We start from the raw sequence: 16,207 nt of genomic DNA, 5'->3' as shown, positions 1-16,207 counted from the left end.
ATCAAAAAGGCCGCTGCAAGATTTGCAGCGGCCTTTTTTCTTTAAAACCTGGTTAAGACTTTTCTGCCTAAATCGAAGGTTAACCGGAATGCTTGCTGACTGCTCATTCTTGAAGGAGTATTATGCAAACTAAAGACAAATGATCCTCTGATATTTTTGAAAATCAAAGGGGTATACATCAGATCAAGTCTGTTATAGGTTTTATTCTGATAAAAACCATCTCCATAATTGATATGTGATCCCTGTCCTTTGTAAAACTCATCATATAAGGCAAAACGTTTGTAACCCAGGTAAGCGCTGGCCACAAATCCTTTTGGGGTATTCAGGTCTGTGACATCCCTGATTCTTTCAATAGACATCAAGGCTCCGGCTTCAATTGTTAAAGAATCCAATATCGTCTTATGACTAAAATCCAATCCTAATTTAACTTGTAAACCACCATTATCTTCTATATGGTCACCAGCTTGTTCATTGGAGGTATAGGCATTATGCATCAGCTGGAAATAATGTGTCACATAAAAAGGCCCTGTAGTTACCGGACGATATTTTCCAGATAATCCTACCAAAAATTGCTCTCTGTCGGTTGGTGATTGTTTACTTAACCAGTCAATCCATACGGTTTCTGTAAAATGCTCATTTTGATATTTTAATAACATCCCTTGTACATTTGGGCGATAATAGCGCAAAGTATCATTTAGTAAGGCACGAGGATAATCACTAAGTAGTCCTTCCCTAGAGAATGCACCAATATTAAAATTCCAGTTTTTGTTAGTATAGTTGTAGTAAGCAACCGGATCTACCTTCATAAAGCGGCTGGAACCGAATTCATGTAATCCGTTTACCCCTACAATAAAGTGGTTGTTACTGTCGAGGTTTAAACCAAGGTCAAGCGCGAGCCTGGTACCTGAATAAGTATTAGATCTGGAAATGTAATCCTTATACTCCCTGTTATCCATAAAGCCCATTCCATTGAAATGGATATCAAGGCTCCCTTGTGCGAATGCTATAGTACTTGAAAATATTGAGACAATAATGATCAGGTAGATTTTTTTATTCATAATTGTATTTTAATCTTAATAATTTGGCGCTAATCTACAAAGCTTGTTTAGAATTTATGTGGTAAATTTGTAGAAATGAATATCATCACACAAACTGCAGACGGCTCCAACACTTTATATAACGAAACCATTGGTGAACACTACCATTCTAAACATGGTGCATTACAGGAAAGTAAGCATGTATTTATAGATGCAGGACTAAAACAGGCTGAAATAACTTTTCCCAATCAGCCTATAGCTATACTGGAAATTGGTTTCGGTACGGGGCTGAATTTCCTGCTGACTTCTGCTTATGCAGATGAGCATGGGCTTTCCTTGAGTTACACTGGAATTGAGGCTTATCCACTGAGCAAAGAGGAATTAATCTCTACACAATATAATCAATACGTGCCTGCGCCGATCTGGGATAGCCTGATGAATGTTTATGCAGCTGCATTATGCGCGGCAACTGCTTTAAATCAACATCAGGAATTGACCATAGCACACACTACGCTGGATGCTTTTAAAGCGGAGAAACTATTTGATCTGGTTTATTTTGATGCTTTCTCTGTACAACATCAACCGGAAATGTGGTCGGATGAAATCATTTGCCATGTTTGTTCTTTCTTAAAACCAAATGGAATCTTTGTGACCTATGCCATCACTGGAAAACTAAAACGTGCCTTAAAAAGTTGCGGTATGAAGGTTGAAAAGCTTCCTGGTGCTCCTGGAAAACGCGAAATGCTGCGTGCAACTAAAATTCCTGGTGAAGCATTAGAGTTTTAATTTACAAATTCCGGACTAAACTTGAACTTTTGCCATTTAGATTTGTTTTTAGGGCTACCTTGGATAAGACAACTTACTAAGAAAAACAAATATTTACAATGGATAAAAGAAAATTAGGTAATACAGATTTACTGGTTTCGCCAGTAACTTTTGGGGGAAATGTTTTTGGATGGACATTAGACGAGAAAAAATCTTTTGAAGTTCTTGATGGCTTTATAGCAGCGGGGTTTAATTTCATTGATACTGCTGATGTATATTCCAGATGGGTACCGGGCAATAAGGGTGGCGAATCTGAAACTATTATCGGGAATTGGATAAAGTCACGGAATAACCGCAATCAAATCATATTAGCTACAAAAGTAGGTAGTAATATGGATCCAGACGGAAAAAAGTGCCTTTCAAAAAAATATATACTGGAAGCTGTTGATGCTTCTCTGCTTAGGTTAAAAACTGACTATATCGATCTTTATCAGTCTCATTACGATGATCTGGAAACTCCGGTACAGGAAACACTGGAAGCTTATGATCAATTGATCAGAGCAGGAAAAGTGCGGTGGATAGGCGCCTCAAATTTTAGTGCTGAAAGATTTAAGGAGTCTTTAGAAACCAGTGCGCGTTTGAGCCTGCCAAAGTATCAGAGTTTCCAGCCTGAATACAATTTATATAAAAGAGAGGGATTTGAAAAAGAGCTGGAACAGATTTGTCTGGACCACCAGGTCGGAGTAATCAATTATTATTCACTGGCTAGTGGTTTTCTAACCGGAAAGTATCGTTCAGAGGCAGATCTGGGCAAAAGTCAGAGAGGCAGTGCGGTCAAAGAATTTATGAACCCAAGAGGTTTCAGGATTTTAAAGGCATTGGATGAAGTTTCAGAGCAATACAATTCTTCTGTGGCAAGCGTTGCTTTGGCCTGGCTAATGGCCAGACCATCGGTAACTTCACCGATTGCAAGTGTAACCAGTCTGGAGCAATTAAAGAATCTGACCAAGGCAGCAGCTTTACGTCTGGATATAGAAGTCATTTCTATATTGGATGAGGCCAGTGCATGGGAGTAAGAAACTAATAACGATCTGTTTATCATGCCCTGCTAATTATTTTGGCAGGGCATTTGTTTTTAGCCAGACTTTATTATTAAATTCACCTAAGCATGAAAAACATCTCCCCTCCATTTTACGCCAAACTTGCTTTGGTTTTATTTTCAATTATCTGCCTTGGGTATCTGGCTATTTTAGGCCATAGCCTGCTGGCACCGTTACTGGCTTCTTTTTTATTAGCGCTTTTATTATTACCACTGGCAAATTTCCTGGAGCGGAAATGGAGGTTTAAAAGAAGTCTGGCCTCTATTGTATCGGTTATCCTCATGATTGCGGTTATTACCTGCATTATGCTCTTCCTGGCGAGCCAGCTCACCGATTTAGGTCAGGACTGGCCTTTATTGAAGCAACAAGCGGTACATTCATTTGAATCTTTGCAAGTGTGGGTGTCCCATACTTTTAATGTCAATGCACATAAACAAATTGATTATTTAAAAGATAGTGCAACCAGTGCATTAGCTTCCAGTGCTACTGTTTTAGGTGCCACATTAATGACGCTATCTTCAACTTTATTGTTTCTGGCTTTTCTTTTATTGTTCACTTTCTTCATTTTGAATTACCGTCGTATCTTGTTTACTTTCCTGATTACTGTTTTTAAAGAGGAACATGCAGAGAAGGTTAAACAAATAGTGGAGCAAATTCAGTACATTATTAAGCGTTATATTTTAGGATTATTCCTTCAAATGCTGATCGTGACGACATTGACGATTGTCGTATTGTCATTATTAGGCGTAAAGTATGCGGTCCTTTTAGGTTTGATTACGGGTATTTTCAACCTGGTACCTTATATCGGGATTTTCTCTTCTTTACTCATCAGTGTGCTGATTACTTTTGCAACAGCTGGTGCTGCTAAAGTTTTGTTTGTTCTTATCGCCTATGTAGCTATACATACATTGGATGGCAATATTCTGATGCCGCTGGTAGTAGGCTCGAAAGTAAAAATCAATGCTTTATTTGCTTTTATCGGAATCGTTGTTGGCGAAATGTTATGGGGCATTTCAGGAATGTTTCTATGTATTCCTTACCTGGCTATGTTGAAAATCATCTTTGACCGTGTAGAAGAGCTAAAGCCATGGGGTGTTTTATTAGGTGAGCAGGAAAAACCGGAGCGGAAACGAAAGGTATACCGCATTACAAAGAAAATAAAATTGGAAGAACCTGAGTAACAGGATTACAGCATCTTTTTAAAATAAACCCATTCTTTTAAATAGAATGGGTTTATTATTTTAGCGCTTATATTAAAGAAAATCCTATGCCAAACAATATCCCTCCTATTACCGCAGCTGATCCTTCTTCTGCGTTTCAAAGGTTATTAACTGTACTTGATACCTTAAGAACGGAATGTCCATGGGACAGAAAGCAAACTATGGAAACTTTACGTCACCTCACAATTGAGGAAACCTATGAGCTGTCTGATGCGATTCTGGATGGTGATTTAACTGAGGTTAAAAAGGAGTTAGGGGATGTAATGATGCACCTGGTTTTCTACGCAAAAATTGCTTCGGAAACAAATGATTTCACCATAGTAGATGTATTGAATAGTGTTTGCGATAAACTGATCAACCGCCATCCTCATATTTATGGTGATGTGGAAGTAAAGGATGAAAATGATGTCAAACGCAATTGGGAACAAATTAAGTTAAAGGAAGGCAACAAGTCAGTATTGGGCGGTGTTCCCGCTTCGCTTCCTGCTTTGGTAAAGGCCAGCAGAATTCAGGAAAAAGCTAGAGGAATCGGTTTTGACTGGGAGAATAAAACTCAGGTTTGGGAAAAGGTAGAAGAAGAACTTCAGGAATTTAAAAATGAATACAATGTCGTTGACAACGAAGCGATAGATATTGAAAAAGCGGAATCAGAGTTTGGGGACCTTATTTTCTCATTGGTCAATTATGCAAGATTTATTGGCATCAATCCTGAAAATGCGTTAGAGAAAACAAACAGAAAATTCATTAAGCGTTTCCAATATATAGAAAGCAAAGCAAAAGATAATGGCCAGGCTCTGCAGGATATGACTTTAGCAGAAATGGATGTGTACTGGAACGAAGCTAAGAAGTTATAAATAACCTGATATTATTGCAAAAATAAGGGGCCTGTTTTCATGAACAGGCCCCTTATTTTGTATAGGATTAAGAATGTTTTTTCTTCATGGTCATCTTTGCCTTCTGGCCGATACCATAATTATAATTCTTTGAATTGCTTTCTTTTTTCTCATGGTAAGCTCCGCCACCAGCAGGTTCTTCAGCTTTGACCTTGACCACGCGGTTTTTATCAAACCCTTTTGGTCTCAGTGCTTTTTCTATTAAAAGCTCTTCTGGTAACTCCATTAATTCAAGCTTCTGACCAATTGACTGCTCAATCTTTTTCACTTGAACAAGCTCCATATCTGTCGCAAATGTAATAGCGACTACCTCTTCAGGATTTTCTTTGTTTTTAATAATACGGCTTAAGAAAGTTTCCTTTTCTTCAGGTACGTCAAAGTGGAAGATAAATGGAATGCCATCTAAATTTAAAGGACCTTCACCCTGATTGGCTACTACAAGTACCCTTGCTTCTTCACTCTGTTTGAAATCTTCAAAATCGTCAAAACCATTTTCATCAAAATGTAATGGCCTGAACATAGAGAATTCCATTTCTTTAGGGCTAGAGATACTGATAGCCACCTTCTGTGCAGTAAGTCTTGAATTCACAAAAACTACTACCTTATTGAATACTTCATCATCACGTAATAAATGACGCAGCAGATTTATCTTAGTCTTATAATTCGGGACCTGGTAAAGTACTTGTGTAACGGTCTCAGTTTTTGAATCCCCAAAATCCTCTACTTCAATTACTGTAGGGAAATTCAGGAACTGATCCGTCATTTTTGTTAATTTTTCATGGATAACCTCTGTGAAAACCAAATGCTGACATTTACCAGCACTTCTTGCTAGTTCACAAACAGGCAACTGCATTCCCTGTTGTACAATCAATGCGGCATCATCTACAATGAAAGTTTGAAGTTTACTTAAGTTCAAACCCAGTTTCAAATAGATAGCTCTTGCTCTGGTTGGTGTAGCGACAACAATATCGATCCCTAAAACCAACTCATTAACTTCAGCCTCTACCCCACCCGTACCATAAAGACCAACAATATTCAGGTCTCTGTTTTTACTTAACGAAATAAACTGATCAATTACAGCAATTGCGCGATCCTTATCCGCCACTAATATTAATACTTTTGGCGCATCATCTTTCGTATACTTCAAACGCATTAAAACGCCAAGGATATAGGCTGTTGTTTTACCTGATCCTTCCGGACCTACAGCAAGTATATCTTGTCCACCCAGAATTCTAGACATAGTTTTCGCCTGGATTTCTTTGGGAGTTAAGTACCCTGCATCAGTCATTGCTGTAATCAGGGGCTTACTTAGTTTTAATTTATCTAACGACACAGTATTTCAGTTAAAATTGATATTTCGCCAAATTTACGGAAATAAGCACAATATCTGTTATGATCTGTACGAAACCGTAAAATATCAGATTTAAATTGCTATTGTATCAATATTTTGATACGATAAAAGCGGATCAGGTGACTGCTTTTTGTAGTTTTACCAGATTAACAAATTCCCATCAATATGAAGAAATCATTACTGACCTTATTTTTATTTACGGCTGCCACAGGCGTATTTGCACAAGATGCGGTCAATTACCAACTGCCACCTCAAGCAATTACCGATCTTTTATTAGCCAAACCCACACCTACAGTGAGTCTTGACAGTAAAGCAGAATGGATGCTGCTCAGCACCAGAAACTCATACCCTTCTGTAGAAGAATTGGCAATGCCAGAATTCCGCATCGCAGGATTACGCATCAACCCTAATAATTTCTCTCCAAGCAGACAGACATTTATTAACGACTTGACGCTGAAAAATATTAAAACAGGGAAAATTGCCAAAATTAATGGCCTTCCTGCTCCATTAGCTGCAGCCAACGCAGCGTGGAATCCTTCACAAAATAAAATTTCATTCACACAGACCACTCAAAAAGGCGTTGATTTATATATCATTGATATCGCAACCTTAAAAGCGGTTAAAATTAATCAACAACCTTTAAATGTAACTTTAGGTGGTGGAATTACCTGGGTAGATGATCAGACCGTTTTATACCGGGTAGCTACAAAGCCAGCCAGTGCAATTCCGGTTAAACCATTACTGCCTAAAGGCCCATCTATACAACAGAATGTTGGCAAGGCTGCACCAAACCCAACCTATCAGGATTTAATTAAAACTCCATTTGACGAGCAATTATTCGAGTTCTTTGCAACTTCTCAATTGGTTCAATATAAAAATGGCACACAAACTTTAATCGGCCAGCCAGCGATGTATGCTGATGTCAATGTTTCTCCAGACAAAAAATATCTGTTGCAAGAAACAATCAGCAAGCCTTTCTCTTACCTGGTACCTGCTTATGGTTTCCCTACTATTGTTAAAATCACGGACCTGTCTGGTAAATCGATTAAAGTTCTGGCAGAATTACCTTCTAAAGAGAGTACGCCATCCGGAAATGACAATACACAGAATGTTCCCCGCGGTTATGATTGGAGAGCAGACCAGGCAGCAACGATCACATGGGCACAGCCATTAGACAGCGGACTGATCAAAAAGCAAGTCCCATTTCATGATGCGATCTATGCGTTAAGCGCACCATTCTCTGGTGAGGCCAAAGAGCTTTTTAAAACAGTTACACGTTACCGTGAAACGATCTGGGGAAATGGGACTCTTGCCTTGGTTAAGGAAGAACTTCGTGGTAAACAAACCATCAAACTAAGTCGCTATAACCCAACAACTGGAACAATAGAGACTTTGTATGAATTAAATGAGACTGATAATTACAATAATCCTGGTAATCCAGTTACAGAAAAGAATACACTTGGCCGTCAGGTTGTACAAACTGTAGATAACGGGACCAAGTTATTAATGAACAATATGACAGGCTCGTCTCCAAAAGGAGATTTACCTTTCCTGGCAAAATTTGACCTGGCTTCTAAAAAGAACGAGATTATCTGGCGCAGTGCAGAAGGTTCTTATGAATATGTGGCAGATGTCCTGGACGCCGATAAATTGGTGTTGTTAACCAGAAAAGAGTCGCAAAAAGATGTGCCTAACTATTACATTAAAAACCTGGTACTTAGAATAGCAGACAGACCGGTAACTGATTTTACCAATCCATACCCGGGTCTGGAAGGAACTACTAAAGAAAAAATCACATACAAGCGTGCTGACGGTATAGATCTGACTGGTAATTTATATTTACCAAAAGGTTATGACAAGGCTAAAGATGGTCCATTACCTACATTGATCTGGGCTTATCCTCGCGAATTTAATTCTGCGGCTGATGCAGCGCAAATCAGAGGTTCCAAGGACCGTTTCACGATGTTAAGCTGGGGTTCTCCAATTTACTGGGTTACACAAGGATATGCAGTGCTTGACAATGCAGAAATGCCAATTGTAGCCAGAGAAGGAAAAAAACCGAACGATACATTTGTTGAGCAGTTAAAATTAAATGCAGAAGCTGCGATCAATAAACTTGCTGATCTTGGTGTTGGAGATAGGAACAGAATGGCAGTAGGCGGACATAGTTATGGCGCATTTATGACTGCAAATCTATTAGCGCATACCAATCTGTTTAAAGCTGGTATTGCCCGCAGCGGTGCTTATAACAGAACGCTGACTCCTTTTGGATTCCAGAATGAAGACCGTACTTATTGGCAAGTTCCACAATTATATTATGAAATGAGCCCTTTCAGCTATGCGGATAAGATCAAAACTCCACTGTTACTGATTCATGGAGACTCTGATGATAATACAGGTACTTTCCCAATTAACAGTGAGCGTTTATTTAATGCGATCAAAGGTCATGGAGGAACAACAAGATTGGTCTTCTTACCTTATGAAGCACACGGTTATCGTGGTAAAGAAAACATTTTGCACTGCCTGTGGGAGATGAATTCCTGGTTAGATAAATATGTGAAAAACGCAAAGTAAAGCAGATAAATAGCCCTTTAAAAAAAAGGTTGCATCTTTCGGTGCAACCTTTTTTTTATATCAAAATGCAGCTTTTTATTTAAAACGTATTGCTTTTAGCGGAGATATTCTGCTAACCAGTAACGACGGCAGGATCAATACCACGAAACAAATTACAATTATAGCGAGATTAAGAAGCAGTACATCAATAAAATGGAATTCTATTGGTACGTAAGATAAATAATAAGATCCCTGATTCAGCCTGAATACATGCGTATATTGCTGTAAAAAGCCCAAACCTAAACCCAGGATGTTCCCAAGTATCAAGCCTACTCCAACCAGGTATAAAGCATTGTATAAAAAGACCTTCATTACACTATAATCAGTCATTCCAAAAGCTTTTAACATCCCAATCATATTAGTTCTTTCCAAAATCATGATCAGCAGGGCTGTAATCATATTAATTACTCCAACAATCATCATTAAAACAAGTAATACCCTGGTATTCACATCCAATAACGATAACCACGTGAAGATATTCGGAAAGTATTCTTTGACGGATTCCGATTTAAGATTAATCTCCATAGAAGAATAAATCTTATCTGAGGCAGGCTGCAGACGAGAGAAGTCTTTAAGCTTGATTTCAATCGCGCCAATCTCATTAGGCTGCCAGTTATTTAAACGCCTGATTATATTAATGTCACCCAGCACAAAACTTTTATCAATCTCCTCTACTCCGATATCATAAATCCCGACAATCTTAAATGGACGCTTACGCGGAGGATTTTGCACGAAATACATGATAAAGCTATCTCCGGTTTTAAGTTTAAGCCGGTTGGCAGTGAAAGAAGAGATCAGGATTTCTTTAGTCGCTTTAGTACTGTCGGAAAAGTCCATGATCCTGCCGCTAACCAAATGTTTCTTGATATAATCCCAGTTAAAATTACGCTCTATCCCTTTAAAGTTAATCCCTTCTACTTCATCGTTCGCCGAAATGATAGCTGGTTTTGTAGCATAAGACTGAAAATAAGCAATATCCTTATTTTGTTCCAGATCGGTTAAAGTTTTGGCCGTAGGGACAAAAGGCGTGAGTTCAAAGGAATTGTTTAAATCGAGTTTAAAAATCCTTACGTCCCCAACAAATCCTCTTACTTTTTCTTGTATTTCTGTTTTAAAGCCTTTAATAATGGCAACCGACAACATCATAACGGCAAGACTCAGCATAACCCCCGCAATAGCAATACGGACGATTAGCTTAGAAAATGTACGTTCTGATTTAATGGCAATTCGCCTGGCTATGAAATATTCTGTATTCAAAATTTTTAATAAACTGTAACTTAGGGCCTGGTTAAACAAAAACAGACAATAGCAAAAATGGTTATTTGATTTTGAATTCAACCATAATAAGTAAAAAAAGGTCTTATGAAACTAACTTCCTCAATAATACTCCCGGTTTGCCTGGCTATGCTTAGCCTGCAAGCCTGTGCTAATGCTAAAGTGACAGAGAGCGATAGTTCCAGCCTGAAGTCAGTAGTACGGAAAACTGAAAGCCATGAAATCCTGACCGGAGCTGCACAAACTGAAAAATACTTGCCACTGCTTAAAGGAAAACGAGTTGGAATGGTAGTTAACCCAACTTCCGTCATTAATGAGATTACATCTGTAGACAGTCTCTTAAAACGTGGTGTAAATATTGTCAAAATCTTTGGGCCTGAGCACGGTTTCAGAGGCGATGCCAGTGCAGGAATCAAAGTAGATGATGCAATAGATCAGAAAACAGGAATTAAAGCAATCTCCTTATATGGTAAACATGAAATTCCTACCCCGGCCGATTTAGCCGATGTTGATATCATGGTATTTGATATTCAGGATGTAGGTGTACGTTTCTATACTTATATCAATACCTTGCAATATGTGATGCAGTCTTGCGCAGAAAATAAAAAAGAACTGCTCATTCTGGACAGGCCAAATCCCAATGGTTTTTATATTGACGGCCCGATTCTGGATTCCAGACTGATATCTGGTATCGGATTAAAACCAATTCCAATTGTTCATGGACTGACCGTTGGAGAATATGCACAAATGTTAAATGGGGAAGCCTGGCTGAAAAATAAAGTGCAATGTAAAATCACGATTATTAAAGTCGCCAATTACAACCACGATATGCCTTATGATTTACCTGTTAAGCCTTCTCCTAATCTAAATACACAGCAATCTATTCTACTTTACCCTACGTTATGCCTTTTTGAAGGAACATACTTGAGCCAGGGCCGTGGTACACTGTTTCCGTTTACAGTTTTAGGTGCGCCGGCACTGAAAGGAAAATATAGCTTTTCTTTCACGCCGAAAAGTATCAAAGGAATGGCAGAAACTCCTTTACATCAAAACCAGGAATGCTACGGTCTGGACCTGAGAAATTATAATATTTCAAACCTTAGGAAGGATAAGGTGTTAAACCTAAAGTGGCTTATTGAATTGTACCAGGCTTATCCGGATAAAGCAGATTTTTTCAACTTCAAGCTCAGCAAGCAAATGAATAATTTTGATAAGCTCGCTGGTGTTTATAGCTTAAAGGAGCAAATTATTGCAGGCAAATCTGAAAAAGAAATCAGGGCAAGCTGGGAACCAGGATTAAGTCAGTATAAAAAGATGCGCAAGAAATACTTGCTGTATCCTTAACCTTAAACTGATCAGCGATGAACAAGGACCCCAAAAGAAAAAACGAAAAACCAAGCAGCAACTTTCAGGAACCTATTCCTGAGGTTGATGAAGGAAATAAAGCGGTAAAAAAACCAGAGGACGAAGATTATACTAAAGATGAACCTCAGTTTAAAAATCCAGCAAAAAAGAGAGAGCGGGAAGAACAACCTGTTGAATCTATAAAGAAGGCCCCTAAAAAAGACGCATAAAGAAATCTCTTCCCAAATTGGGAGGAGGTTTATCTTTATTCTGGTACATCAAATGGATTTATACTGCTGATAGCTTTTCTTGCGCAAACAAATCCAATACTTCATCCCAATTCATTACCCGTGTATGGTGTAACTGATTTACATTATGTGATCCGTTAAACATGATAGGCTTTCCTTTACAAAAGTCAAGATTCTTACAATGATCATCAATCAGGTAATCTGTATCAATAATACTCTTGTCACCACACAAAACGATGTTTGTCCAGCTGATAAAAGGAAAATATTCATTTAACCATTCCAGCTTCTCTGATAAACATTGCGGAAATTCTGTTGCAGCAGATACAATGAAAACCTCATAAGCTTCCATTAAAGTTTTCACTGCCTCAATTGCTCCTGGCATTACGGGAATCGTCCTGAAAAATCCCGGAGTATAAACATATCTTCTGATAGCAGTCTTATCAGGAAATCCATCCGGCTCCGGCACACCTAGTCTTTCTTCTCGTGGAACCCGTATCCCGTGTTCCTTTTCATACCAATCCATAAACTGTGCTTCTGTATCGGCAATTACTCCATCCATATCGATGGCTATTGTTTTTCTGTCTCTATTCATAGTTCGTAATATATTGCAACAAATATAGCAATAAGTTGCAATATATTGCAACAATACAATAGTTTTTATTTGTATCTTTGCAACTAAGATGATTAAGGCCGAAAGATTACAACTTATTATTGAGCATATCCGTAAAGAACGAAAAGTACTTTTAGGGGATTTAAGTACGCTATTAGAGGTATCTGAAGATACCGTAAGACGCGATATTAAAGAATTATCAGATCAGGGACTATTAAAAGCAGTACGTGGCGGAGCTATTTCCCGTTCTCCTATACCCCAGCATTTCAGGGAAAGAGAACATTATGACGTATCTCATAAAGAAATCATCGCACAAAAAGCAATAAAACTAATCAAAAATGGACAGGTTGTTTTATTTGATTCAGGTACTTCTGTACTGGCTATTGCAACACATTTACCCAGAGACCTGCAAATTACAGTAGTCACCAATAGCTTTCCAGTAGCTACTGTACTGGAAGATCACCCTTTTATTGAAGTTATTTTTCTAGGTGGCCGATTAAATAAATCATCTTTTTCTACCACAGGTTTTGAAGTCATACAAACTATCCGGGGTATTCGCCCGGACATCTGTTTTCTTGGAATATGCAGTATTGACCTGATTTCAGGAGTTACAGGCATAAGTTATGAAGACTGCCAGATTAAAAAGGCCATGGTGGAAACTTCCAAACAAGTGATCGCGATTGCTACATTTGAAAAGCTAGATACCACAGAGCCCTATTATATCACTAGTACAAGTGACCTTGACATCATTATTACAGACACGGATCCTGACCATGAAAACCTTAAAAGCTATCGTGATCTGGGCATCAGATTAGAATAAAATCCAGCTATAATTTCTTTTGAACTGCTTTGAGGAACCGCATCAGGACTTTTTCATCATTTTCCATAGCCTGAATAGTATCAGGCCTGGTTGTATGTATTTTCTTCATATATTTTAACAACTGATCCTGTTCAAAAGCTTCGATCAGCAGAGGATATACGTAGGAACTTTTGCAGACAGCAGGCGTATTGCCTAATTTACTGGCTACACACTTCATAACTTCGGTAATAATCTTTTTCTTAGGCCGTTCTTCTTCCACATTGCCTGTACAAATGGCCAGCTGCCTTAAAGCTTCTAGTGTTCCACCCCAGGTACGAAAATCTTTAGCTGTAAAATCACTTCCGGTAATCTCTTTGATATAATTGTTAATCATTCCTGAATCTATCGCCCTGCGTTCTGAATCAGCTGTATAATATTGGAACAAGTCTTGTCCAGGAATCTCCATACAGCTTTTGACCATTTTGGCGAGGTTTTTATCATTAAGGGCAACTTCTTGCTTTACCCCTTTTTTACCTACAAATTTCAATTGGAGCACATTTCCATTTATTTTAGCGTGTTTATTTCTTAGTGTAGACAAACCATAGCTCCCATAAAGTTGCGCGTAAGCCTCATTGCCAACGCGAATGAGTGTCTTTTGCATGAGTTGTACACAGATAGCCAAAACCTTCTGTTCATCGTACACAGGTCTCTTCAGGTCTTTTGCGATTCTCTTCCTGGCTTGTGGCAAAGCTTTCCCGAACTCCAGTAACCGGTAATATTTGAGATCAGATCTGCGGGAAGTCCATTTGGTATGGTAACGGTATTGTTTTCGTTTTGCGACATCCATTCCGGTTGCTTGCAAATAAGCATTCTTTTTTGCTGCAATCCAGACCTCAGTCCAGGCAGGTGGTAATACCAATGCTTTAATTCTTTCCAGCTGCGCTTCATCTTTTACCCGCTGACCGCTATGGTCTTCGTAATAAAACTTTCCAGGTTTTCCTTTACGGTAAAGACCAGGCATACTGTCAGTAACATATACCAAACCAATTTCTTTAATTTCTTCTGAAGTCTGAACCATATAGATTAAACAAAATATGCGTTAAATTTTTAGTTATTTTGCTAAAGAAAGCTAGGATGCTTAACCATCCTGGCCTTACAATAATTTGATCACGAATAAACCAAACAAACACATATGAAAATAGTTTTCATGGGAACGCCCGATTTTGCCGTTGCTTCTTTAAATGCTTTAGCAGAAGCCGGATTTGATATCGTGGGAGTCGTTACCGCAGCGGATAAACCAGCAGGAAGAGGACAGAAATTACAGGAAAGTGCGGTTAAAAAATATGCTGTAGAAAAAGGTTTAAAAGTATTGCAGCCACTAAAATTAAAAGATCCTGATTTCATCGAAGAGCTGAAAGCTTTAAATGCAGATCTGCACGTTGTCGTTGCTTTCCGTATGTTACCTGAAGTAGTATGGAATATGCCTGCTAAAGGAACAATTAATTTGCACGGTTCTCTTTTACCACAGTACCGCGGTGCCGCGCCAATTAATCATGCAATCATTAATGGAGAAAAAGAAAGTGGAGTGACCACGTTTTTCCTGAAACATGAAATTGATACCGGAGACGTTATTTTCTCAGAGACTGTACCTATCGCTGAAGACGATACAGCTGGCGATTTGCACGATCATCTGATGGAAGCTGGTGCTGGTTTATTGGTTAAAACAGTAAAAGCAATTGAAGCCAATGACTATAAAGAACAGCCTCAGATTTTTTCTGCTGAACTGAAACATGCGCCTAAAATATTCAAGGAGTTCTGTAAAGTGGATTGGAATAATTCTGCAAAAACAATCTATAACCTGATTAGGGGGCTAAGTCCGTACCCTACTGCGTTTGCAGAATTAAATGAAAAGACGATCAAGATTTTTAAAGCAACATTTGAAGAAATAACACCTTCAGTGAGTCCTGGTATGTTTATAACTGATGGTAAAAGCTATTTAAAGTTTGCGGCTCAGGATGGTTATATTTCTTTACTGGATGTACAGTATGAGGGTAAAAAAAGAATGATGGCCGATGAATTTTTAAGAGGAATGCGTTTATAGCTGAATAGCTATAACGCATTGAGTAAAGAACTTAAAGACTTGGTGATTTCATTAAAATATCGTTTTTTACCATACCCCATCACCCAGCGTATACCGGATGTAGCGTTGGTAATAAACACCTCGTCTGCCTCATTTAAGACTTCAGGATTAATTTGTGCTTCTATTACAGGAATCTGGTTGGTTTTAGCCACTTTCATAACTACGTTACGCATTACCCCGGCAATACATCCTTCAGAAAGCGCTGGTGTATAAATCTGCTTATCGTAAATCACAAAAACATTGGAACTGATACTTTCACAAAGAAAGCCGTGCTGGTTTAAGATAAAAGCTTCATCCAGCCGGTTTTGTTGTTTATATAAACCGGCCATCACATAAAGTAACGAGTTACTGGTCTTATAAGTGGAAAGTTTATTAATCGGTTTAGTGATCTCATCGTAAACATTGATGATCAGTCCCTTTTTATTCAGTTCATAACCTCCCGCAGCAAGCGGGCCCGCTTCCAGTACATATCCTGATTTGTTACCATCAGGTGTATACAACCCTTCACCATCCCGGTAAACAGACAAGCGAAACCTCACATTATCTTTTAGTTTATTGCGTTTACAAAGCTCAGCAGTTTTCTGTTTAAGGAAATAATCATCAAATAGAATCCCTCCTTCCATTTTCAATGCATTCATGCCCGCTTGTAAACGATCAGCATGCAGTTCAGCAAACTTCAGTTTACCGCCAGACATGCGCATAGATTCAAACAGCCCGTCGCCATACCTGAAGCCTCTGTTACTGGCTGTCAGGATAGCTTGGTCTATCGCAATGAATTGATCGTTATGTAAAATATATTCTTGTTGCATTAA

The 16,207-nt window shown here is 38.6% G+C and carries 15 protein-coding genes; 9 read left to right on the top strand and 6 right to left on the bottom strand.

Annotated elements, in window-relative coordinates; all coding sequences use genetic code 11:
• Positions 1–41 precede the first annotated feature (41 nt).
• Positions 42–1,058, bottom strand: coding sequence for a lipid A deacylase (locus ABIB30_RS12385; RefSeq protein ID WP_354302441.1), 1,017 nt, complete (start codon positions 1,056–1,058; stop codon positions 42–44).
• A gap of 75 nt (positions 1,059–1,133) precedes the next feature.
• Between ABIB30_RS12385 and mnmC2 the strand changes: the two genes are divergently transcribed.
• The 4 genes from mnmC2 (at position 1,134) to mazG (ending at position 4,976) form a co-directional block, all read left to right on the top strand.
• The gene (mnmC2, locus tag ABIB30_RS12380) at positions 1,134–1,823 is read left to right on the top strand and encodes a tRNA (5-methylaminomethyl-2-thiouridine)(34)-methyltransferase MnmC2 (RefSeq protein ID WP_354302439.1); all 690 of its coding nucleotides are present in this window, start codon (positions 1,134–1,136) and stop codon (positions 1,821–1,823) included.
• 98 nt (positions 1,824–1,921) lie between these two features.
• Positions 1,922–2,878 (top strand): aldo/keto reductase, encoded by a 957-nt coding sequence (locus ABIB30_RS12375; RefSeq protein WP_354302437.1) that lies wholly within the window; start codon positions 1,922–1,924, stop codon positions 2,876–2,878.
• Between the two features lie 92 nt (positions 2,879–2,970).
• Complete coding sequence (locus ABIB30_RS12370) at positions 2,971–4,083, top strand: AI-2E family transporter (protein WP_354302435.1); 1,113 nt, start codon at positions 2,971–2,973, stop codon at positions 4,081–4,083.
• Between the two features lie 86 nt (positions 4,084–4,169).
• Entirely contained in the window at positions 4,170–4,976 is an 807-nt protein-coding gene (mazG, locus tag ABIB30_RS12365; protein WP_354302433.1) for a nucleoside triphosphate pyrophosphohydrolase, read from the top strand.
• A 67-nt stretch (positions 4,977–5,043) separates the two neighbouring features.
• Here the strand turns inward: mazG and ABIB30_RS12360 are convergent, their stop codons facing one another.
• On the bottom strand, positions 5,044–6,348 hold the full coding sequence (locus ABIB30_RS12360; protein WP_354302431.1) for a DEAD/DEAH box helicase: 1,305 nt from the start codon (positions 6,346–6,348) through the stop codon (positions 5,044–5,046).
• A 183-nt stretch (positions 6,349–6,531) separates the two neighbouring features.
• On the opposite strand from ABIB30_RS12360, the gene ABIB30_RS12355 reads away from it, so the two are divergent.
• Positions 6,532–8,940, top strand: a complete 2,409-nt coding sequence (locus ABIB30_RS12355; protein ID WP_354302429.1) for an alpha/beta hydrolase family protein — start codon at positions 6,532–6,534, stop codon at positions 8,938–8,940.
• 75 nt (positions 8,941–9,015) lie between these two features.
• Here the strand turns inward: ABIB30_RS12355 and ABIB30_RS12350 are convergent, their stop codons facing one another.
• A complete protein-coding gene (locus ABIB30_RS12350; RefSeq protein WP_354302426.1) occupies positions 9,016–10,236 on the bottom strand; it encodes an ABC transporter permease in 1,221 nt (406 codons plus the stop codon).
• Between the two features lie 105 nt (positions 10,237–10,341).
• On the opposite strand from ABIB30_RS12350, the gene ABIB30_RS12345 reads away from it, so the two are divergent.
• Both ABIB30_RS12345 and ABIB30_RS12340 read left to right on the top strand, forming a co-directional pair.
• Positions 10,342–11,598 (top strand): exo-beta-N-acetylmuramidase NamZ family protein, encoded by a 1,257-nt coding sequence (locus ABIB30_RS12345; protein WP_354302424.1) that lies wholly within the window; start codon positions 10,342–10,344, stop codon positions 11,596–11,598.
• Between the two features lie 17 nt (positions 11,599–11,615).
• A complete protein-coding gene (locus tag ABIB30_RS12340) occupies positions 11,616–11,828 on the top strand; it encodes a hypothetical protein (RefSeq protein ID WP_068402877.1) in 213 nt (70 codons plus the stop codon).
• 58 nt (positions 11,829–11,886) lie between these two features.
• On the opposite strand, the gene ABIB30_RS12335 is transcribed toward ABIB30_RS12340, so the two are convergent.
• On the bottom strand, positions 11,887–12,438 hold the full coding sequence (locus tag ABIB30_RS12335) for a 5' nucleotidase, NT5C type (protein WP_354302422.1): 552 nt from the start codon (positions 12,436–12,438) through the stop codon (positions 11,887–11,889).
• 88 nt (positions 12,439–12,526) lie between these two features.
• Here ABIB30_RS12335 and ABIB30_RS12330 point away from each other — a divergent pair, with 88 nt between their 5' ends.
• Positions 12,527–13,276, top strand: coding sequence for a DeoR/GlpR family DNA-binding transcription regulator (locus tag ABIB30_RS12330; protein ID WP_354302421.1), 750 nt, complete (start codon positions 12,527–12,529; stop codon positions 13,274–13,276).
• A gap of 7 nt (positions 13,277–13,283) precedes the next feature.
• Here the strand turns inward: ABIB30_RS12330 and ABIB30_RS12325 are convergent, their stop codons facing one another.
• Positions 13,284–14,333 carry a DNA topoisomerase IB gene (locus ABIB30_RS12325; RefSeq protein ID WP_354302419.1) on the bottom strand — a complete coding sequence of 350 codons (1,050 nt, stop codon included), beginning with the start codon at positions 14,331–14,333 and terminating at the stop codon, positions 13,284–13,286.
• A 114-nt stretch (positions 14,334–14,447) separates the two neighbouring features.
• On the opposite strand from ABIB30_RS12325, the gene fmt reads away from it, so the two are divergent.
• Complete coding sequence (gene fmt, locus ABIB30_RS12320) at positions 14,448–15,356, top strand: methionyl-tRNA formyltransferase (RefSeq protein WP_354302417.1); 909 nt, start codon at positions 14,448–14,450, stop codon at positions 15,354–15,356.
• A gap of 8 nt (positions 15,357–15,364) precedes the next feature.
• Here the strand turns inward: fmt and ABIB30_RS12315 are convergent, their stop codons facing one another.
• Complete coding sequence (locus ABIB30_RS12315; protein WP_354302415.1) at positions 15,365–16,204, bottom strand: aminotransferase class IV; 840 nt, start codon at positions 16,202–16,204, stop codon at positions 15,365–15,367.
• Between the last annotated feature and the right edge of the window lie 3 nt (positions 16,205–16,207).

Source organism: Pedobacter sp. UYP1, assembly GCF_040547305.1.
In the GTDB taxonomy this organism is placed as follows: Bacteria; Bacteroidota; Bacteroidia; order Sphingobacteriales; family Sphingobacteriaceae; genus Pedobacter.
This window is presented reverse-complemented; position numbering and strand designations above follow the sequence as displayed.